Here is a 20,892-nt window from a genome sequence, read left to right on the forward strand (position 1 = left end):
TTGAAATGAAACTGTAATAAAAAAACAGAAATAGAGTGCTATAATAGTAAAAGAAATACCTCTTACATAGATGAGAGTTTTAGGTGGTTTAATCATGATAGAAATGAAAAATGTGACAAAGAAATACCCAAACGGTGTTGTTGCGACAAATGGTATTTCCGTTAATATAAAGCAAGGCGAATTTGTGTATGTAGTTGGCCCAAGTGGGGCAGGGAAATCCACATTTATTAAATTGATGTACCGGGAAGAAAAAGCAACATCAGGACAAATAATTGTAAATGGTATTGATTTAGCAACTTTAAAGAATAAGAAGGTCCCTTTTTTGCGCCGTCAACTTGGTGTAGTTTTCCAAGATTTCAAATTGCTACCTCGTTTGAATGTCTATGAGAATGTAGCGTTTGCGCTTGAAGTAATAGAGGAAAAACCAGATGAAATCCGACGTCGGGTTATGGAAGTGCTAGAACTAGTTGGATTGAAGCATAAAGCAAGAATGTTTCCAAATGAACTTTCAGGAGGAGAGCAGCAACGAGTATCGATTGCTCGTTCAATCGTCAATGTCCCAAAAGTGGTGATTGCAGATGAACCTACAGGGAATCTTGACCCTGAAACATCATGGGAAATTATGAATTTATTTGAGGAAATTAATGCACGTGGGACAACGATTGTAATGGCAACCCACAACCGTGAAATTGTAAATACGATTCGACGTCGTGTTATTGCAATTGAAGGCGGCTTAATTGTCCGTGATGAACACGGAGGTGAATACGGCTATGAAATTTAGTACAGTAAAGCGCCACTTCCGGGAAAGTATCAAATCACTTGGTCGAAATAGCTGGATGACCATTGCCTCTGTCAGTGCCGTTACCGTTACGCTCATTCTAGTAGGTGTTTTTGCGCTTATTATGATGAATTTAAATAAAGTAGCAACGGATTTAGAAAATGATGTCGAAATTAAAGTGTTAATTGATGAAACAGCAGATGAAGCTGCTGAAAAAGCACTCATCGAAAAAGTCAAAAAATTGCCTGGTGTCTCCGAGATGACGTATTCCACTAAGGAAGATGAGTTAACCAAGCTAGTAAAAGACTTCGGTGATGATTTTAAACTATTTGAACAAAGTAACCCTTTACGTAACGTTATTTATGTAAAAGCTGCTGATCCACAGCAAACAGCAAAAGTTGCGAAAACCATTGATAAATATGAGTATACATATGATGTAATGTATGGCGAAGGAAAAGTTGAAAAACTATTTAACTTCTTAAATATTAGTCGTAATGTAGGAATCGTACTTATTTTAGGGTTATTATTTACGGCAATTTTCTTAATTTCGAATACAATTCGTATAACGATTATAGCTCGACGTGATGAAATAGAAATTATGAAACTTGTAGGGGCTACAAATTCATTCGTGCGTATCCCATTCTTATTAGAAGGTATGTGGCTTGGAATTTTAGGTTCAATTATTCCGATTGCGGTTGTCACGACCCTTTACCACAATATATATAAAATTATTGCACCACGTTTACAAGGAGAGCTTGTTCAATTACTAGATTTTTCTCCACTTGTGTATCAGGTAAGCGGTCTTCTGTTACTCATTGGTGTACTGATCGGTATTTGGGGAAGTTTCATGTCAGTACGTAAGTTTTTAAAAATTTAGTCACAACGGATATTTGTGAAAAAGAAAAGAATAGTCGAAGGGGAGTTCAATCGGTGAAAAGTAAGGCGAAAAACATATTAAAAACACTTGCAGCAGCATCTGCTCTAATTCTTTTTATCCAAACTCCATCAGCATATGCAACAAGTTTATCGGATTTAAAAGAAGAAAAGAAACAAGTTGAAACAAAGAAGAATCAGTTAAATTCATCTATCAGCAATAAATCAAATGCAATTACAGCTAATCAAGAAAAGCAACAACAAATCTTAGATCAAATTCAAGCATTGAACGCTGAAATCGACAAAACTAATAGTAATATTAAAAAAGTACAAGCAGATATTCGGGCAACAAATGAGGAAATTAAAAAGTTAGAAGCTTCTATTGAAGAGCTTTTGCATAAAATTGAAGAGCGCGATTTATTGTTACAAGAACGTGCACGTGCCATTCAAGCTGGGGGCTCTGTAAGTTATTTAGATGTTTTGCTAGGCTCTAATAGTTTTGTAGACTTTATTGATCGTTTCTCTGCAGTTAATGCATTATTGGAAGCGGATCGTCAAATTATTCAAGATCAAAAAGATGATAAACAAAAATTAGAAGAGCAAAAGCAAAGTGTAGAAGAGAAACGTAAAAACCTAGAAGGTAAAAAAGCTGAGCTTGAACGATTAAAAGCATCATTAGACAGTCAAAAAACTGAGAAAAATAAACTAGTAGACCAATTAGAAAAAGAGCAAGAAAAGCTGAAATCAGAAAAGGTATTACTTGAAAAAGAATACTCAGAGGCTTTGGAAGTAAGTCAGGAATTGCAAGATCAAATTATTGCTGAACAAAATCGTTTGGCTGAAATTGCACGTCAGCAAGAGGCAAAACGTAAAGCAGCCGCCGCGGCCGCGGCAGCAGTTGCTGCTAACAATGGTGGCGGATCATCTGGTGGTACAGTCCATGCGCCTCAATCAAACGGAACTTGGATAAAACCAACGAATGGTCGCTTAACATCACCATATGGTTGGCGAAATCTTGGAGCAGGTCCTGAATTCCATTATGGTGTCGACCTTGCAAATGCAACGGGAACACCAATATGGGCAGCAGCAGATGGCGTTGTTTCTTACGCAGCACCACTTAGTTCGTATGGTAATGTTGTCATTGTAACGCACTCTATCGATGGACAAATTTACACAACCGTTTATGCACATTTAAGTGCATTTAATGTTAGTGTAGGACAAGAAGTAACACAAGGTCAGCAAATTGCAGCCATGGGTAGTACAGGTCGCTCTACTGGCCCACACTTACACTTTGAAGTGCATATTGGTCCTTGGAAAGGACAAGCAGTCGGCAGTGTAAATCCACTGAAATATATTCCATTGTAAACATAAAAGCTATACACTAGCGTTTTCTAGTGTATAGCTTTTAATATTTCATCGAATGTTTCACCATTCACCAACTTATAGGTTTGCCCATTAATAGCCAATAAGCCATTTTTGCAGAACAGTATTTTTAGTGTATGGTCAAAATAAGTAAGATCCAATTGAAAGACAACATCAGCTTTTTTGTTATTTAATAAGGTTCTTTTTAATTCCAAAGTACTTAAGTCTAAACGCAAACATCTAATCGTGGATTTTCACGATTGATAATGGCAAAGCTTTTATTGGTACCATTGTCAACTTCCTAAATCGTTATCTTATTTACTATTTCTAGAAGATCTTTATTAAGTAAAAAATCTTGTAGTAAATTCTTTGTTCGATACTCTGAGTACAGCATCAGAACACTAATACTAAGACAAATAGCAGCAATCCATAGTATAAGTCGCTTTGAAAGCATAACTCCTCCCCTTTTCTCATTTTACGAAATATTCCATTGAAAGTTTCATCGCTATTATAAGATTCTAAATAATGTTATGATGAATATATACTTAGTGGGGTATTTTTATTGTTGTTATTTCTGAAGATTTTCTTAAAACAGTGTGAAATAGTCTTTTTTTAAAAAGGTTCTATGCTATGCTTTCGGAGGAGGATTCGTTGAATTGATAAATACAGAGTGGTACTCAATCCGAACATTAACTTTACCAGCTACTGCAGTCGCTTTACTTATTACTTTTTTTATTGTGTGGCTTATCTTGCGCTTACAATTTTCTAAAAAGTGGTCTGAGCTATATAGTGATGCCATTTTCACCTTTATTATTGTTTGGAAGTTAAGTTTGCTTGTAACAGATTTCAAAACGGTAGTAAACAATCCAATTACATTGCTTTATTTTAATGGCGGAACAATGGGTGTTCTTCTCGGTGTCATTGTAGCATCTTTGCAAATATGGAGAAAGCGACAGAGTCTACAGCTTGAGGAACAAGAGATGATAGCTGGTAGCTGGGCTATTATTCTCACGCAATCCATTTATCAAATGCTTGCTGTGCTATTTAATGACAACAATATATCGAGTGAAGTTATAACATTAGCTGTGCTAAGTGTAGTCACGCTCGTCATATTATGGAGATTAGTAGCGGTGAAACAAGCTCTCATACTCTCTACAATTAGCTATTTGATAGTGGCTATCTTCCAGCCGCTTGGTATAGGGCAAACAGCTGTGGCTGTCAGTGTAATACTACTTTGTTTAGGCTTAACTATTCAGCATGAACGAATCAATGTGGGAGGTAAGAAATGAAAAAAAATATTGGACTGCTGATCGTTGTGCTATTAGTGGTTGCGATGATTGGTACATATGTAAAACAACAAATTGACGAAGAACGTGCTATTGATAAATCGGCCCTAGGTAAGGATATGGAGGAGCTAGAAACTGGCTTAAGCAAAGGCGATATACCGCCAGATTTCACCTTAACAAGCTTAGACGGGGAAGATATCACGTTAAGCGATCTTCGTGGAAAAAAAGTCGTTTTAAATTTCTGGGCGACATGGTGCCCACCTTGTAAGGCGGAAATGCCTCATATGCAAAGCTTCTATGATGAGTATGCAAAAGAGAAAAACGTTGAAATTATAGCGGTCAATTTAACAGAAGCCGAACGTGATGTGACCGCTGATGCCAAAGTGGACACAGTGATGACATTTAGAGATAGCTTTGAGCTAACGTTCCCTATTTTATTGGACCCTGACAATGAAGCTGGCTTGAATTATCAAGTCATCACGATTCCAACCACTTATTTTATTGATTCCAAGGGCCTTATTCAACGCGCCATCAGAGGACCAATGGACGTGGATATGTTAAATGATTATGTAGATGCACTAGATTGATTCATAAAAAATCTGCTCGTTTTCTATAGTGGAAACGAGCAGATTTTTTTATTTTTCATGAAATCAAGGTGAATACTCGCAGGAACCAAGGTATATCCGTGCGAATCAACAGCCAACATGCATGTGTAAAGTGAAATATTCTCTCTTAACAAATTTGAAAGGTAATTTTGTATGTTTGAAAAAATAGAGTCATACAGTAAAAGAGACGGAGGAGGGAAGATTTGCGCAAATTAACAGCCGGTGTCGGAGTCCTACTTAGTAGTTTGGTGGTGGGCAGTGGTATTTACTTTGATTGGTTTAATATTGGCGATAAAAAGGAGCCTGTTACGGAGGTTGATACTATTGGTGAGGCTATGACAATCATTGAAGAAAAATCAGTATACAGTACAAAAAAGGATGAATTGGTGGAAGGGGCTCTTCGTGGGATGGCTGATGCCATTAAAGATCCTTATAGTACGTATTACTCCAAGGAAGAGGCTGAGCAACATCGGCAAATGCTTGCGGAGGAACGAGTAGGCATCGGTATTGAACTAACCGAAAATAAAGGGAAGTTTATTGTTGTGTCACCTGTTCGCTCATCACCAGCAGAGAAAGCAGGCATGCGTTCACTCGATGAAATTGTACAAGTTGATGGGGTACGGATTGATGGTAAAACGATGAGTGAATTAATGCATTTAATTCAAGGTGAAAAGGGAACGAAAGTAACCATTGTTGTCTATCGTCCAAGTGAAGATAAGCATATTAAGATGACGATGGAGCGTGCAGCAATTTCCAATAAAACGGTAACTAGTGAGGTAGTGAAGGTAGAAGATACAGCTATTGGCTATGTAGTGATCTCATTATTCGGTGAAAAAACCGCCAATGAATGGGTTGCAGAAACGAGTAAATTACTTCGTAAAGATGTGGAAGGAATTGTGATCGATGTACGGGATAATCCAGGTGGTTATTTACATAGCGTCGCAGCGCTACTGAGCACAGTATTGGACAATGGCAAAGTATTTGCATATATGCAAAATGCGGAAGGTGCTATGGAACCATTAAAAACGCAAACAAAAGGCTTTGATGAAAAATATATAGAAACGATGAATAAAATTCCAATTGTTGTTTTGCAAAATCAAGGTAGTGCATCTGCTAGTGAAGTATTGAGCGGAGCTTTAAAAGGCTGGGGACGCGCTTCACTTGTTGGGGTTAAGAGCTTTGGAAAAGGGACTGTACAAGAATCTTGGGAGCTTTCCAATGGCGGGGAGCTTAAATTATCAACTAACAAATGGCTAACACCAAAACGTGAATGGATTCATGGGCAGGGCATTGAAGCCAGTTTAATGATTGAGCAAAATGAGTTATTTGCTTTTCAACTTCATCCACTAACAGGTAAGTTTAAAGTGGGTGATATGAGTGAAGAGATTTCCTATTCACAAAACGCCTTGCAGAAACTAGGCTATCAAATCGATCGTTTAGATGGCTATATGGATGAAACGACCGCTGAGGCCGTTAATCTTTATCGTAAACAGAAAAAATTAAAGCTAGCAGAAGATGAATTTTATATGGACACGACTTTCTTTAATAGTTTAAACGAAACGTTAAAGGATTTTAAAGCCGATCGTCAAAATGACCAACAATTCCAAATGGCCACTAGTTTTTTACTGCATACGATTGACCAATAAAACTCGCAGACAGAACAAAAATACCATAATACAAAGCTTTCTATGAGTTTGTACTACGCAAGCGTGTAGTCCTTTGATACAATAAATTCATAGTATTCAAGATAGAAATGGCGGGTGTTCGTATGGTTAGTGAGATATTAATAGAAATTGTAACAGCGATTGGCCGCTTTTTACTCAACCCATTACTATATATAGTCATATTATTTGCTATTATTTTAGGTTATCGTCGAGTAAAACAGGAGCGTAAATATTTTAATAGACGTATTATTTGGGGCTGGACGGAGCTAATCGGACAATGGAAAGATGGGTGGCTCTATGCACTAATTATTTCTATCATTAGTATTGGAGCAGGTCTAACTGTCCCAAAGGAATTTTTAATCATTTTAACGGCAGTTTCTATAGTAGCACTTATCTTATTTGTCATGAATGCAATGTCGCCTATTTTGACAATGGGGATTGCCACACTTGCCATATGGGGTATGTCCTATTACAATTGGTCATTTTCCTGGTGGAAAATTTCAGTAGAGGATGTCCATTTAGAGAGTGGCGCAATTGTGACAATTACCATTCTTGCGGGCCTTTGTGTTATTGCAGAAGGGCTATTAATTCGACGTATGGCGATGAAGGTTACAACACCTTGTATTGAGAAAACGAAGCGGGGTATGCAGGCAATTGTCTATCGGTCAAAAAATGTATGGGTATTACCTATTTTCTTTGTTATTCCTGGTGATGCGATCTCGGCTATATTCCCATATTGGCCACAGTTTACGATAGGTCATAATAGCTTTGCACTTGTGTTATTTCCACTTGTCATTGGCTTTACTAAACTGACAAGAAAGGAATTACCAGCTTACATGTATCCAAAAATTGGCCGACCTGTCTTTTTACTAGGACAGCTTATTTTAATAGGAGGATTGGCTGCATATTTTGAGCCAGTGATTGGCTTCATTACACTTGCTGTTGGTGTAATTATCCGCATTATAATTGCTATCTACTTTGCACAACAGGAAAAAACAGATCATTATGCAGTTGCGCCAAGTACGAAGGGTGCTATTATTGCAGCTGTTCTTCCTGATTCACCTGCTGAGAAGATGGGCTTACTTGCAGGAGAATGTATCCGCAAAGTAAATGGTGTGTCAATTTTTACAGAAAATGAGTTATATGAAGCACTGCAATTAAATGCAGCTCATTGTCGTCTAGAGGTTTTAGACCGAAACAATGAATTACGTTTAACACAACATGTGATTTATAGCAATGATCATTACCGTATTGGATTATTATTAGCTGAGCCGAGGGAAGTATAATGGACGTTTTTGGGAAAATGATGCTAGCATTATTCATACCAGCTTTATTGGTATTACTATTCACTAGAATTACCTATAACCGCTATGTTGCATTATTATTAGCCATTGCACTTATTGCTGCCTCTGTATATGCAGGCTATACATCCCCACCTATTATTTTCGTTATCGATGCATTTTCATTAACAGTAGGCTTTTGGCTAGCAAGTAAAATGAATAAATAAGGAAAGGTCAGTCCAGGCAATAGGACTGACCTTTTTACATGAAAAATCGCACTGCTGCCATAATGATTACTCCTGCAACTACTGTAATCGATAAGCTTTTTGTGACAAGGGCAATAATAAGAGTAGGAACAAATGTAATAAAGACTGGCCAATCAAGTGTCACTACTTTGCCGCTTTCAGTATCTATTAAATTTTCAATGACAAGAGCACTTAAGATACAAACAGGAATAAAACTAAGCCATTTTAGCACAACATCAGGTAGTGTTACACTACGCACAAAAATAAATGGAATGACACGCGGTAGCCATGTTACAAGTGCGCAGCCGATAATAAGCCAGACCATATAAGAAGTTGTTGTCATTTATCTGTCACCACCCCAATTGTTGCGACAATCACGGTTGCCAGTAGCACAGCCACATGTGAAGGGACTACATAAGAAAGACCGTACATAATAACCGCCATATAGCCAATTAACTTGATATAATGCATGATTTTACTTTTACCAACACTGCTCAATTGCAAAACTAAAAGTGCAACAAACATGGCAACCAAGGCAAAATCTAAACCCCATTTTTCAGGATTTGCTACCCACTGTCCTAAAAAGGCACCCGTAACACAGGAAAGAATCCAGAAGATATAGGCTGTTATATTTAACCCATCCATCCATTTACCATATAATTTACCTGTTTGCATTTGCTTTGTGACTGCTACACCAAAGGTTTCATCCGTTAATAATGTACCAAAGCCAACATTTCTAAGCATGGAGTAGCGCGTAAAATGAGGTGCTAATGTTAAACTCATTAATAAATGGCGTAGATTCACTACGAAAATGGTTACAATGATAGCAGAGGCAGGGCTACTTGTTAAAAGAAGTGCACAAAAAATAAATTGTGCAGAACCTGCGTAAATCAGTATCGTTAATAGCGCGATTTCAAGGACAGATAACCCTGAAGCGGAACCTACAACCCCAAATGCAAGTCCTATACTAATATAACCGAGTAATGTAGGCACGCAATCTTTCACGCCTTGTAAAAAACTGTCATTGGAAGAGCTTGTTGTGTCATCATGTTGAAGCTCTGTTGTACTTGTCATAAATAGGTCATCCTTTCTTGATAATTTCCATGTATACTATTGATGGAATTGTTTGATAGTTCTTGATGTTTATTAAAGTATACATATGTCTGATAAAATAAACAATAGAAATTGGTGAGTAAAGATGGAACAAATGAGTCGAAATTTAGCATTTCAATTAAAGAAAATTAGACAGCAACGTCATTTAAGTCTCGATGATGTGGCCAAAGCGACAGGTGTCAGTAAAGCACAGCTTGCACAAATCGAAAAAGGAGAGGCCAATCCAACTGTTTCAACAATTTGGAAAATTGCAGCGGGTATGCGTATGTCATTCTCTTCATTATTACAGCCACCAACTGCCCATTACATGCGTTATAGCAGTAAAGATGTACCACATGTAGATGAGGATGAGGGACGCTATCGTGTTTACTCCATAATTCCGTATAATCCAGAGCGAGGCTGGGAGTTTTATAAGGTTGAAATGGAGCCAGGGGCAGTTAGTAGGAGTGAAGCCCATACAGAAGGGGTAGAGGAAACTGTAATGGTTATTAAAGGACAAGCAGTTATTTCTGCTGGAGACATGCATGAATTACTAGATGAAGGGGATACACTAGTATTCTCAGGGCATCAACCCCATGAATATCGCAATACTTCAGAAGGGTTAACAATTTTTCATTTAATTTTACAGTATAAATAGAGGTGTCGATATTGAATGAATGGTTTACTGTAGAAAATATTGAACAGGTTGCGGCACAGTATCGAACGTTCGGCCCAATCATTGGTTTACTGCTCCCGTTTTTAGAGGCGTTTTTACCATTCCTACCATTAGTCGTATTCGTTGTGGCGAATGCCAGTGCATTCGGCTTATGGCTAGGATTTCTATTATCTTGGCTAGGCTCTGTAGCTGGCTCCTATGCGGTTTTCTTACTTGTGCGTCATTTTGGCAAACATCCAAGATTACAATTTTTAACAGGTAGTAAAAAAGTACAGAAGCTTATTAAATGGGTGGATATGAATGGCATCAGCCCTCTTTTTGTCCTCCTCTGCTTCCCTTTTACACCATCTGTGATTGTCAATATTGTAGCGGGATTGTCACATATCCATAAAAAATTTTACTTAATCGTTTTGCTTGCAGGAAAGTTTGTCATGATTTTAGGTATGAGTGTATTGGGCTATGATTTAAAATCGCTCTTGACAAGCCCAGTGAGATTGATAATTGCAGCTGTGGCCATTGTTATTTTGTGGTGGGTCGGTAAGTTGATAGAGAAGCGTTTGAATGCCCGTGTAGAAAGAGATTTAAAGCAAGCGCGAAATTTGACGAAAAAGCAGGACCACCATGCCAGTTAAGTAAATAAACTGTAGCCTCTTTCATTATGTGAAGAGGCTGCTTTTTTGTGTAATAAATAAACCTTTTTATAGGTAGGTGAAGGTTGATAGATAGTATTTACTAGTTTTTTTCGATAGAATTTAAGATGGATGATTTATGTTGTTTTTAGTAGGCTGGGAAAACTGCTCCACCATAGATGAGAAACGATCAATAGTCTGGAGAAGCCGCTCCAAAATAGATAAGAAGTAATCAATTCAGCGAAAGAATCGCTCAAATAAAAGTACAAATTTTTATTTCATTAAAAGAGACACCCGCAACAGCAAGTTAATGAGGAGGGGGAAAGTAAATGACATTGCGTATTGTTTCAGGACGTTCGGGAACAGGGAAATCAGCATTTATTCATCAGGAAATTGTTGAGCAATTAAAGACAGATCCATTGGGACATCCAATTTTCATTATAGTGCCTGACCAAATGTCTTATTCTACGGAATATGAGCTGACAAATAAGCATGGTTTACAAGGCTTGATTCGAGCACAGGTGATGACGTTTAAACGTTTAGCATGGTTGGTTTTACAGGAAACAGGAGGTATTGCTCGTAAAGAAGTGAATGGCTATGGGTATCGAATGCTTATACGTAAACTTTTGGAGGAACAAAAAAGCGAGTTTTCCTTATTTCGACAAGCAGCAGGAAAACGTGGCTTTACGGAGGAAATTGAAACCCTTTTAAGAGAATTTAGTCGCTATAGCGTCAATAGCTCAGTCTTGGCAGAGGTAACGGAATCGTTAAAGGCAATAGATGCACCTAATACATTGCAGGCGAAAGCGAATGATTTACATGTCGTTTTGCAGGCATTGGAGGAACGACTTGGTACGACCTATGTTGACAGCGAGGGCTATTATCCGATTTTAACGGAGCAACTGAAGTATGCAGAAACGATGAAGCAAGCGACCATCTATATTGATGGTTTCACCGCCTTAACTGTGCGAGAGTTAGAACTGGTTCGTGAATTGTTAAAGGTAACGAAGCAAGTAACTGTCGTCCTTCCCTTTGATCATATGGATGAAGCCTTTGATGAACAAGCTTTATTCCATGAAGCAGCGTTAACGAATCAACGTCTTCATGATATAGCAAAAGAAGAGGGCATTGATGTTGAATTACCATTACATTTTTATAAGACTCAAAGATTTCATTCTAAAGATTTACAGCATGTGGAGGCAAAGTTTGCTGTTTTGGAGCCCCAAACGATAAAAACTTCAGGAGATGTAACCGTGCTTGAAGCATCAAATCGTCGAGCAGAGATACATGCGATTGCCCGGGAAATAACAAAACTGACAAGAGAAGACGGTTTTCGCTATCAGGATATCGTACTTTTGTATAGACAAGCAGATCTCTACGATCCACTTATTACAAGTATTTTCCAACAATATGAAATTCCTATTTTTACAAATACAAAAAAGACAATGCTACATCATCCATTAATAGAGCTAAGTCGTTCAGCCTTGGAGGTTATGACCTCGAATTGGAAATATGAGCCAGTTTTTCGTAGTGTCAAAACCGATTTGTTTTTCCCATTACAAGCGGAGCTAACAATTTGGCGTGAGCGAGCAGATCGATTAGAAAATTATTGCTTGGCACAAGGCATCTATGGTGAACGATGGTTTGAGGAGGCACGTTGGTTTTATAAAAAATATCGAGGTCTAGAATTCCATTCGCGTGTACAAACAGATGAAGAGCGTGCAATGCAGGCAGAAATCGAGGCCATTCGAGATGAAATTCGCCAACCTCTAAAACTTTTACAAGACAAGCTTGATAGCGCCAAAAATGGCAGAGATATTGCGACTGCTTTATTTGAATTTATAGAGTCATTACAGGTATATGATAAACTGCAAGCCATGAAAGATCGTGAGCTAGAGCGAGGTGACGCATTAGCTGCAAGTGAACATGAACAAGCTTGGAATGAATGGATTGCTGTTCTTGACCAATTCGTTTATATGTTTGGAGAGCAGGAGATGTCTGTAGAGCAAGCAGCCAAAATTCTTGATGAAGGCTTTGATACATTAGAATTTTCAAGAATTCCGCCAACCCTTGATGAAGTAATGGTGGCTACTGTTGATTTAGCTCGTTTATCCAATATTAAAGTCGCTTTTGTAATAGGAATGAATGATGGTGTTTATCCAACTCGGATGGAGTATGAGGGCTTGTTGTCAGATATCGAACGTGAATGGTTTAGTCAAATTGGCTATGAGCTTGCTCCTACCTCTACTAATCGTTTATTACAGGAAAATTTCTTGTTCTATCGCGCTATTACAACGCCATCTAACAAATTGTATATGACCTATCCTACGGCGGATGAGGAAGGCAAGGCACTTCTAGCCTCACTTTATATTAAGAAAATAATAGGAAATGACAAAAAGGCTGGCTTATTAAGTGGTGTTTCGATAGAACGAGTGGTAGTCGATCCGATTGAATTACTAGATGGGGATGTTTTATCATATTTACGCCATCCAAGGACTGCATTGGCACATCTAATGGTACAGCTACGTCAAGCTGAACATAGCCGTGAACTAGCGCCAGAATGGCTAGCTTTACAAAGATTTTATAAACAAGATCCGTATTGGGCACTCATTTTCGACCGCGTACTTTATCCAATTACCCATAAAAATGAGGCTGAGCCACTTGAAACCTATATTACACAGGAATTATATGGTCAGAAGCTAACATCCAGTGTGTCGCGAATTGAGAAATACTTCAGATGTCCTTTTTCTCATTTCACTACGTATGGCCTACGTCTTGAAGAACGAGCTGAGTATCGGCTAGAAACGTTTGCAATGGGTGACTTATTCCATGAGGCATTAAAGTGGATTACAGAGGAAACACATCGTCAGCAATTATCTTGGATTCGTTTAACAACAAAGCAAATTAAACAATTAGCACGTCAAGCAGTAGAACAAATTGTTCCAGTTTTTTCCCATCAAATCCTATTATCCAGTGCCCGCTATCGCTATATTCAGCGTAAGCTAATTCGAATTGTTGAGCGTACAATGACAGCACTGACACAGCATGCAAATGTATCACACTTCAAACCAATTGCAATTGAGGCGTCGTTTGGTCCTGGACAACATGAACAGCTACCACCATTAGAGATTGATTTGACTGGTGGTAAGAAAATGTTTATGCGTGGACGTATTGATAGAGTGGATAGTGCAACGATAGATGACCGCTCTTATTTGCGGATTGTCGACTATAAATCCTCAGCTCGGGACCTTGATTTAAATGAGGTTTATTACGGATTATCCTTACAGGTCCTAACATATTTAGATGTGGCAATGGAAAATAGTTCTTACTGGCTCTCAGGTGAAGCAGAGCCAGCAGGAGTACTGTATGTCCATGTCCATAATCCGATGCTGAAGCTGGATAAAGATTTGACGGACAGTGAAATAGAAGAGGATCGTTTAAAGCAGTATAAAATGAAAGGTTTGCTATCTGAAAATGCTGAAGCGATTTTATCGATGGACGAGCAATTGGAAGAAAGTAGCGGACATTCAAAAATCATTCCTGTCTATATGAAAAAAGATGGGACACCGTCTGAGTCACAATCGCGTATAGTTCCTGTCAATGATATGAAAAAGTTGCAGCATTTTGTTCGTCGTAAACATCAGGAGGCAGGGAATGGTATCTTATCTGGTGATACGGCCATTAGCCCCTATAAATTAAAAGCCAAAACGGCATGTGATTATTGTCAATTTGCTGCGGTTTGCCAATTTGATCCATCAGATGGTAAACAAAACTATCGTCAATTAATGCAAGCAAAGCCGAATGATATTGTCGATAAAATTCGGAAGGAGATAGAATAGCATGGTACAAACAATTCCTGTTAAGCCAGTAGATGTCACATGGACAGACGATCAGTGGAAGGCCATTTATGCTAGCGGTCAAGATACGCTTGTTTCGGCTGCAGCAGGGTCTGGGAAAACAGCGGTTCTGATCAATCGTATGATTGAAAAAGTCATTGCTACTGAAAACCCGATCAATGTAGATGAACTATTGGTAGTGACCTTTACAAATGCCTCAGCCGCTGAAATGCGCCATCGTATGTCTGAGGCATTAGAAAAGGCGATAGCAGAAAATCCAACATCTAATCATTTAAGACGGCAGCTAAGTCTTGTGAATAAAGCACAAATTTCTACGCTACATTCATTCTGTTTAGCAATTGTGAAGCAATATGCGTACTTACTTGATATAGACCCAGGCTTCCGTATTGCCAATGAAGCAGAAATAGCATTATTGCGAGATGATGTTTTAGCAGAAGTTTTAGAAGATGCCTACGATGCGGAGGATGAGGCTCACGTACAAGCCATCTATCGTCTTGTCGATAGCTTTACCTCAGATCGTGATGATCAAGCCATCGAAACGCTGATTAGTAAACTTTATGATACGTCTCGTGTCCATGCTGAGCCTCAAAAATGGCTTTGGAGCCTGCCGAAAGCTTATGAATTAGCTGAGGAAGTGACAATCGATGATTTAGAGCTATCTCAATACGTCAAATTAACCGTACGTCATAGCCTGGAAGAGGCGTTTATGCTAATTTCTGAAATGCGCACAATTACATTACAGCCAGATGGACCTGCACCCTATGCAGAAACGGCAGAGGTAGATTTTGCTATGATTCAGGAAGGGATACGCATTAGTCAAAGTGGGACATGGCAGGAGCTATTTGATTATTTTGCAACGGTTAAATGGTCTACCTTAAAGCGGGTATCGAAGGATGCACTAGTTAATGTAGAGCTACAGGAGCTTGCGAAGAAAAAACGAGAAGCAGCCAAAAAAATGATGAATAAAATCAAGGAGACGTATTTTGTTCGTACGCCTGCACGGCTACTTGAGGAAATAAGGAAAATGGCACCGACCATTGCTACGCTAGTTGAATTGACCACTACATTTAGTGAACAATTTCGACTAGCCAAGTTAGAACGGGGAATCATTGACTTTTCAGATTTAGAGCATTATGCACTTCAAATTTTAACGGTAGAGATAGATGGTGCACTTCATCCATCACCGGTTGCACTAGATATGAAAAAGCGTTTTAAAGAAGTACTTGTGGATGAATATCAGGATACCAATATGCTACAGGAAACCATCTTACAGCTTGTCAAAACGGGTGAAGAACAAGACGGCAACCTTTTTATGGTTGGGGATGTTAAACAAAGTATATACCGTTTCCGATTAGCTGAGCCAAAGCTTTTTATGAGAAAATATAGTGAATACTTGGAGTCACCTGATGTAACGGGGATGCGAATTGATTTAAACGCTAACTTCCGAAGTCGAAAAGAAGTATTAAATGCTACAAACTATGTTTTTGCACAAATTATGGGTGAGCGTGTCGGTGAGATTTCGTATGATGACAATGCGTCACTAAAGCCTGCTGCGCCCTATGATGATAAAGAAATACCTGTTGAGCTGGTCGTATTGCATCCACCACAGGAAGAGGAAACACCAGAAGAACTGGAAGAACTAAGCAATGAGGCAACGGAGCTAGAGGAATTAAAAAAATCACAGTACGAGGCACGATTTATTATCGATCGTATACGTCAAATGATGGAAGATGGAACAACCGTATACGATACGAAAACAAAAACAGAGCGACCATTAAAGTATAGTGATATTGTGATTTTAATGCGCTCGATGACATGGTCAACAGACTTAGTAGAGGAATTTAAGCTGGCAGGGATTCCACTCTATGCAGAATCATCTAAAGGTTATTTTGACGCACTCGAAGTAATGATTATGTTAAATGTCCTGAAGGTAGTCGATAATCCCTATCAGGATATCCCCTTAGCCTCTGTACTGCGCGCACCGTTTGTTGGTTTAACGGAAAATGAGCTGGCGAAAATTCGTTTAGCCGATCAAAAGGTACCTTTTTATGATGCTTTACGACAATTTATTCGTAGTGAAGGACATGGTGTGCAAACCACTACATTTGAGAAGTTGCAACGCTTTATGCTAGCCTTTGAAAATTGGCGTGATTTAGCACGTCGTGGATCATTATCAGATTTAATTTGGAAAATTTATTTAGATACACATTATTATGAAATGGTTGGGGCAATGCCGAATGGCAAACAGCGTCAAGCAAATCTACGCGTATTACATGATCGTGCATTAATGTATGAAAAAACGGCATTTCGTGGGCTATTCCGTTTTTTACGCTTTATTGATCGTATGCGTACGCGTGGCGATGATTTAGGTACGGCCAAATCAATTGGCGAAAAGGATGATGTAGTACGTCTGGTGACAATACACTCTTCCAAGGGGTTAGAATATCCAGTCGTCTTTGTGGCAGGAATGGGACGTCCGTTTAATAAAATGGATTTTCATCAACCCTATTTGTTTGATCAAGATTTTGGACTAGCTGTTAAGGCCATTGATCCCGAAAATCGTATCACCTATACATCGTTACCGTTTTTAGCATTGAAGGAGAAAAAAGAACTGGAGATGCGTGCAGAAGAAATGCGTGTCTTATATGTTGCGATGACTCGTGCGAAGGAGCGTTTGATTTTAGTAGGCTCAGTGAAGAACTGGGAGAAAACACGCGACAACTGGCAGGACGCACAAAGTTTACCAATGGATGCACCGCTTCAAGAATATTTACGTGCAAGAGCTAACAGCTATTTGGACTGGGTTGGCCCAGCAGTAGCAAGACATGCAGATTTTGCAGTAGTAGCAAGCACATCTTATAAAGAAGTGGAGGATCAATCACATTGGTGGGTTCAAGCCATCGATACAAAGCATTATTCATATGAGATAGAGGCGATGGGCGATGAAGTACAGCAAGTGCTTGCGATGCAAGAGGATGAGGACTTGCTGGCTGAAATCACTACCCGCTTTCAAGCGCAGTATGTCTATCAAAAATCTACAAGAAAGCGCTCCAAAACATCTGTTAGTGAAATAAAGCGATTAGAAAATTTACAGCGCCAGGAGGAACCTGAATTTTATTTTGCCTCTCCTATCAAGCAAAAGGCTTCGTCCATTGCACCTCGACCCGCTTTTTTACAGGAGCAACAGCTAACTGGTGCTGAAATTGGTACAGCTGTACACACAGTGATGCAGCATGTTCCTCAATATGGCTTTAGTCATATCGATGCTGTAAGGGACTTTGTGGAGGATTTAGTGGCAAGACAGCTTTTAACAGAGGCGGAGGGCAAAGTAGTTCCGCAAGCGAAAATTTATCGTTTTTTTGAGACAGAAATAGGGCAACGCTTTCAACGCGCAAGGCAGATACGTAGAGAAATGCCGTTTACAATTAGTAGAATCGATGAAGATGGTGATGCTCAAATTGTGCAAGGGATCATTGACTGCCTATTTGAGGATGAATACGGTAATTGGGTCTTGTTGGATTATAAAACGGATCGTATACAATCTCATTTTGCGCAGGAGCCAGCCTTGTCAAAGGAAATACTAGGTCGTTATGCCGTACAGCTTCGTGTTTATAGCGAAGCCATTGAATCCATCTTACACATCAAGGTGAACGATAAAGTATTATTTTTATTCGATAATGAACAGACCATACACGCATAAAGAACTTGTTACGGGCAAAGTGGGGCAAAGTTTTTTCTTGCCCTGCTTTCACCATAGCTGCTAGTCAAGAGGAGGCTATTTTGTGGAGTTAAAACCAACAATGTTGCAGGAACGAATAGCAACATTAGATATTTTACGAGGTATTAGTTTAGTAGGTATCTTACTTGTAAATATGTATACCTTTTATTTGCCAATGCCGCATATTGATTTGGCATCATGGTTTACAACCCCATCAGATATTGTTTGGCAGAAAAATATAGATATTTATGTGCAAGGCAGCTTTTACCCGCTTTTTGCCATGCTATTTGGTTATGGGCTAGCCATGCAGTGGCAAAAGGCTCAAAGTCGTCAACAAAACTTTTATACGCTGGGGCTTCGTAGACTGTCCATCCTGTTTGCTTTTGGTTTTATCCATGCTGTGCTAATTTGGTGGGGCGACATATTAATGATGTATGCATTTTGTGGCGTTTTCTTAGTGCTTTTACTACGATTGAGTCCCATCTGGTTATTAGCGAGTGCTTTGATTATTAATGGCTTGATGCAAGCTTTTATGCTCTTTGTAGTAGGGATTGTAAATTTTAATACAAAAGTAGATGATTACTTAGATATCGTTTCAGTAGAGAAGGCCATCACGGCTTATGGGACAGGAAACTGGGTAGATGCCTTTTTGCAACGCTTAACAGATTTATCAACGCAGGCAGGCATCGAGATGTGGTTTGTCGCACTGTTCACGATTTTACCGTATATGTTAATAGGGGCCGCTGCCTCTAAATGGCATTTAGTAGAACGGGCTAAAGAATTGAAGTGGCTCTGGCTGACGTTTGCAATTGCTGGATTGGTCATCGGTATTGGTATAAAAAGCTTATCTATTATGTTTACAAGAACATATTTACTAGATTATTTAAAGGTATACATAGGGGGCCCAGTTCTATCGGTGGGCTATATTGGGGTCATTGTGTTACTTTGCTTAGTGCCAATAATGCCAAAACTACTTAGTCCTTTTGCTAAAATCGGACGCATGTCATTAACGATGTATATTCTTCAATCTATTATAGGTACTTGTTTATTCTACCAATTTGGCTTTGGCTGGTATGGTAAAGTAAGTGTAGAAACAGGGGTATTAATTGCTGTCGGCATTATTGTTGTGCAAATGATCATAGCAGAAATCTGGTTATCTAAGTGGAAACAAGGACCGTTAGAAACAATATGGCGTAAATTAACATATAAGCAAAAAGTAGAAGTGCGTTAATATATTCCTCTTCACATGCATATTTTATGAAGATATAACAACTTATAAAAATGTTGTCGCAAAAATGAGGTAATTTCTATCATATTGTTGTATTATGTAGAAAAAAGAAGGAGCTCTTTCAATCATGAAAATTTTATCATTCAAATTAGGTGGACATGTAAGCTTTGGACCAAAAGTAAAAAAAGAAGAAGCGGTATGGGATGTACTCGCTATTCAAAGTGAACTTCAAGTTCTCCCTTCTTTTTCAAGTTCAATCGTGGATGGCATTGCTTTAGGCTTTGATTTTGTGGAACAGATTCGTAAATTAGTAGAAGCAGCAGAAAAATCAGATAATGCTAATAGTTTTAAACGTGAATTTACAGAGATCGAATGGCTTTCACCAATTCCACGTACACCTAAAAATATTATGTGTATTGGTAAAAACTATGATGAACATGCAAAGGAAATGGGTGCAGAGGCAGCACCAACGGATTTAATGGTATTCACAAAATCACCAACTGCAATTGCTGCAGATGGACAAACAATTTCCATACATGCAGATCTTTCTTCAAAAATGGATTATGAAGGTGAGCTAGCTATCGTTATTGGTAAACGAGGCAAAAACATTCCTAAAAACTTAGCGTTTGATTATGTATTTGGTTATACTATTGCCAATGATGTAACAGCTCGTGATTTACAAGAGAAACATAAACAATTCTTCTTGGGTAAAAGCTTGGACGGTACTTGCCCTCTTGGACCATACCTTGTGACAAAGGATGAGATCCCAAATCCACAAGACTTAACAGTAGTGACAAAGGTCAATGATGAAGTACGTCAAAATGGCTCTACGAAAGATATGATGTTCTCTGTTGAAACGTTAGTATCCATCCTATCTCAGCATGTAACATTAGAGCCAGGAGATGTGATTTTAACAGGTACGCCAGCTGGTGTTGGCAAAGGGATGAACCCGCCACAATTCTTAAAAGCTGGAGATACAGTAAAAGTGTCTATTCAAGGAATTGGTACTTTAGTCAACCATTTTGAATAATGATGATATCAATCCGCGTGAGTCTATACTCCGCGGATTTTTTACTGCTTTAAGGCATAGTAACAGATGTAAAAACTATGAAATGCAAGGATTCCAAGTTTTAAATGATGTAAATTATGTGAACACTATTGTAATATTTGAAACCCTTTCCATCGCATGGTAGGATAGAGTTTGATAGAAAAAGAATGAGGGGGACAAACATGAGTTTTTTAACTAGCCAAACGCATTTGCATATTACTACGTGGGTAGTAGGTATTGTCATCTTTTTAATTGCGGCACTAATGGGCAAGCAATCAAAAGGCTTACATATGACATTACGTCTGTTTTATGTACTAATAATCATCACAGGTGGGGCATTATTTATCGAGGCAATGGACTATGGTAAAGGTATGCTTTACGGATTTAAGTTCTTAGGTGGCATACTTGTAATTGGCATGATGGAAATGGTCTTAGTGCGTCAAAAGAAAAATAAACCAACAGCTATGTTTTGGATTTTATTTGCAGTATTCCTATTAATCACTTTGTTCCTAGGATTTAAACTGCCAATGGGTCAAGATTTCTTAGCATAA

17 protein-coding genes are annotated in these 20,892 nt (G+C 38.6%); 15 read left to right on the plus strand and 2 right to left on the minus strand.

Annotation, left to right across the window (positions count from 1 at the left end):
- The first annotated feature begins 94 nt into the window (after nucleotides 1-94).
- From ftsE to NYE73_RS03525, 8 genes are all read left to right on the plus strand, one after another.
- Nucleotides 95-781: a cell division ATP-binding protein FtsE gene (gene ftsE, locus NYE73_RS03490; RefSeq protein WP_016991524.1), complete on the plus strand. Its 687-nt coding sequence runs from the start codon at nucleotides 95-97 to the stop codon at nucleotides 779-781.
- The gene (gene ftsX, locus NYE73_RS03495; protein WP_004227513.1) at nucleotides 771-1,655 is read left to right on the plus strand and encodes a permease-like cell division protein FtsX; all 885 of its coding nucleotides are present in this window, start codon (nucleotides 771-773) and stop codon (nucleotides 1,653-1,655) included. Before ftsE ends, ftsX begins: the two co-directional genes overlap by 11 nt.
- 53 nt (nucleotides 1,656-1,708) lie before the next feature.
- A complete protein-coding gene (locus tag NYE73_RS03500; protein ID WP_259951059.1) occupies nucleotides 1,709-3,016 on the plus strand; it encodes a murein hydrolase activator EnvC family protein in 1,308 nt (435 codons plus the stop codon).
- Nucleotides 3,017-3,669: 653 nt separating this feature from the next.
- The gene (locus NYE73_RS03505) at nucleotides 3,670-4,302 is read left to right on the plus strand and encodes a hypothetical protein (RefSeq protein WP_259951057.1); all 633 of its coding nucleotides are present in this window, start codon (nucleotides 3,670-3,672) and stop codon (nucleotides 4,300-4,302) included.
- Nucleotides 4,299-4,886 carry a redoxin domain-containing protein gene (locus NYE73_RS03510; RefSeq protein WP_048392048.1) on the plus strand — a complete coding sequence of 196 codons (588 nt, stop codon included), beginning with the start codon at nucleotides 4,299-4,301 and terminating at the stop codon, nucleotides 4,884-4,886. The genes NYE73_RS03505 and NYE73_RS03510 overlap by 4 nt, the downstream gene beginning before the upstream one ends.
- A 221-nt stretch (nucleotides 4,887-5,107) precedes the next feature.
- Nucleotides 5,108-6,550, plus strand: coding sequence for a S41 family peptidase (locus NYE73_RS03515; protein WP_048392047.1), 1,443 nt, complete (start codon nucleotides 5,108-5,110; stop codon nucleotides 6,548-6,550).
- Nucleotides 6,551-6,672: 122 nt separating this feature from the next.
- Nucleotides 6,673-7,854, plus strand: coding sequence for a PDZ domain-containing protein (locus tag NYE73_RS03520; RefSeq protein WP_259951056.1), 1,182 nt, complete (start codon nucleotides 6,673-6,675; stop codon nucleotides 7,852-7,854).
- Nucleotides 7,854-8,075 carry a DUF2198 family protein gene (locus NYE73_RS03525; RefSeq protein ID WP_004227503.1) on the plus strand — a complete coding sequence of 74 codons (222 nt, stop codon included), beginning with the start codon at nucleotides 7,854-7,856 and terminating at the stop codon, nucleotides 8,073-8,075. Before NYE73_RS03520 ends, NYE73_RS03525 begins: the two co-directional genes overlap by 1 nt.
- Nucleotides 8,076-8,109: 34 nt before the next feature.
- Here the strand turns inward: NYE73_RS03525 and NYE73_RS03530 are convergent, their stop codons facing one another.
- Together NYE73_RS03530 and NYE73_RS03535 are read right to left on the minus strand one after the other, a co-directional pair.
- Entirely contained in the window at nucleotides 8,110-8,436 is a 327-nt protein-coding gene (locus NYE73_RS03530) for an AzlD domain-containing protein (RefSeq protein ID WP_048392045.1), read from the minus strand.
- Nucleotides 8,433-9,167: an AzlC family ABC transporter permease gene (locus NYE73_RS03535; RefSeq protein ID WP_048392044.1), complete on the minus strand. Its 735-nt coding sequence runs from the start codon at nucleotides 9,165-9,167 to the stop codon at nucleotides 8,433-8,435. Before NYE73_RS03535 ends, NYE73_RS03530 begins: the two co-directional genes overlap by 4 nt.
- A 124-nt stretch (nucleotides 9,168-9,291) precedes the next feature.
- On the opposite strand from NYE73_RS03535, the gene NYE73_RS03540 reads away from it, so the two are divergent.
- The 7 genes from NYE73_RS03540 (at nucleotide 9,292) to NYE73_RS03570 (ending at nucleotide 20,892) form a co-directional block, all read left to right on the plus strand.
- Complete coding sequence (locus NYE73_RS03540) at nucleotides 9,292-9,843, plus strand: helix-turn-helix domain-containing protein (RefSeq protein ID WP_048392043.1); 552 nt, start codon at nucleotides 9,292-9,294, stop codon at nucleotides 9,841-9,843.
- A gap of 11 nt (nucleotides 9,844-9,854) precedes the next feature.
- Nucleotides 9,855-10,493 (plus strand): TVP38/TMEM64 family protein, encoded by a 639-nt coding sequence (locus NYE73_RS03545; protein ID WP_004227497.1) that lies wholly within the window; start codon nucleotides 9,855-9,857, stop codon nucleotides 10,491-10,493.
- Between the two features lie 326 nt (nucleotides 10,494-10,819).
- On the plus strand, nucleotides 10,820-14,329 hold the full coding sequence (addB, locus tag NYE73_RS03550; protein WP_259951055.1) for a helicase-exonuclease AddAB subunit AddB: 3,510 nt from the start codon (nucleotides 10,820-10,822) through the stop codon (nucleotides 14,327-14,329).
- Between the two features lies 1 nt (nucleotide 14,330).
- A complete protein-coding gene (gene addA / locus NYE73_RS03555) occupies nucleotides 14,331-18,047 on the plus strand; it encodes a helicase-exonuclease AddAB subunit AddA (RefSeq protein WP_259951054.1) in 3,717 nt (1,238 codons plus the stop codon).
- Between the two features lie 82 nt (nucleotides 18,048-18,129).
- Complete coding sequence (locus NYE73_RS03560; protein ID WP_048392039.1) at nucleotides 18,130-19,296, plus strand: DUF418 domain-containing protein; 1,167 nt, start codon at nucleotides 18,130-18,132, stop codon at nucleotides 19,294-19,296.
- Between the two features lie 124 nt (nucleotides 19,297-19,420).
- On the plus strand, nucleotides 19,421-20,323 hold the full coding sequence (locus NYE73_RS03565; protein WP_048392038.1) for a fumarylacetoacetate hydrolase family protein: 903 nt from the start codon (nucleotides 19,421-19,423) through the stop codon (nucleotides 20,321-20,323).
- 200 nt (nucleotides 20,324-20,523) lie between these two features.
- Nucleotides 20,524-20,892, plus strand: a complete 369-nt coding sequence (locus NYE73_RS03570) for a YisL family protein (RefSeq protein WP_004227486.1) — start codon at nucleotides 20,524-20,526, stop codon at nucleotides 20,890-20,892.

Source organism: Lysinibacillus sp. FSL K6-0102, from assembly GCF_038003545.1.
Taxonomy (GTDB): Bacteria; Bacillota; Bacilli; order Bacillales_A; family Planococcaceae; genus Lysinibacillus; species Lysinibacillus capsici.

What these genes read in the sequence shown, in the direction of transcription:
- ftsE (WP_016991524.1), top strand. Translation starts at nt 95, where the DNA reads ATGATAGAAATGAAAAATGTGACAAAGAAATACCCAAACGGTGTTGTT.
- ftsX (WP_004227513.1), top strand. Translation starts at nt 771, where the DNA reads ATGAAATTTAGTACAGTAAAGCGCCACTTCCGGGAAAGTATCAAATCA.
- NYE73_RS03510 (WP_048392048.1), top strand. Translation starts at nt 4,299, where the DNA reads ATGAAAAAAAATATTGGACTGCTGATCGTTGTGCTATTAGTGGTTGCG.
- NYE73_RS03520 (WP_259951056.1), top strand. Translation starts at nt 6,673, where the DNA reads ATGGTTAGTGAGATATTAATAGAAATTGTAACAGCGATTGGCCGCTTT.
- NYE73_RS03525 (WP_004227503.1), top strand. Translation starts at nt 7,854, where the DNA reads ATGGACGTTTTTGGGAAAATGATGCTAGCATTATTCATACCAGCTTTA.
- NYE73_RS03530 (WP_048392045.1), bottom strand. Translation starts at nt 8,436, where the DNA reads ATGACAACAACTTCTTATATGGTCTGGCTTATTATCGGCTGCGCACTT.
- NYE73_RS03535 (WP_048392044.1), bottom strand. Translation starts at nt 9,167, where the DNA reads ATGACAAGTACAACAGAGCTTCAACATGATGACACAACAAGCTCTTCC.
- NYE73_RS03540 (WP_048392043.1), top strand. Translation starts at nt 9,292, where the DNA reads ATGGAACAAATGAGTCGAAATTTAGCATTTCAATTAAAGAAAATTAGA.
- addB (WP_259951055.1), top strand. Translation starts at nt 10,820, where the DNA reads ATGACATTGCGTATTGTTTCAGGACGTTCGGGAACAGGGAAATCAGCA.
- addA (WP_259951054.1), top strand. Translation starts at nt 14,331, where the DNA reads ATGGTACAAACAATTCCTGTTAAGCCAGTAGATGTCACATGGACAGAC.
- NYE73_RS03565 (WP_048392038.1), top strand. Translation starts at nt 19,421, where the DNA reads ATGAAAATTTTATCATTCAAATTAGGTGGACATGTAAGCTTTGGACCA.
- NYE73_RS03570 (WP_004227486.1), top strand. Translation starts at nt 20,524, where the DNA reads ATGAGTTTTTTAACTAGCCAAACGCATTTGCATATTACTACGTGGGTA.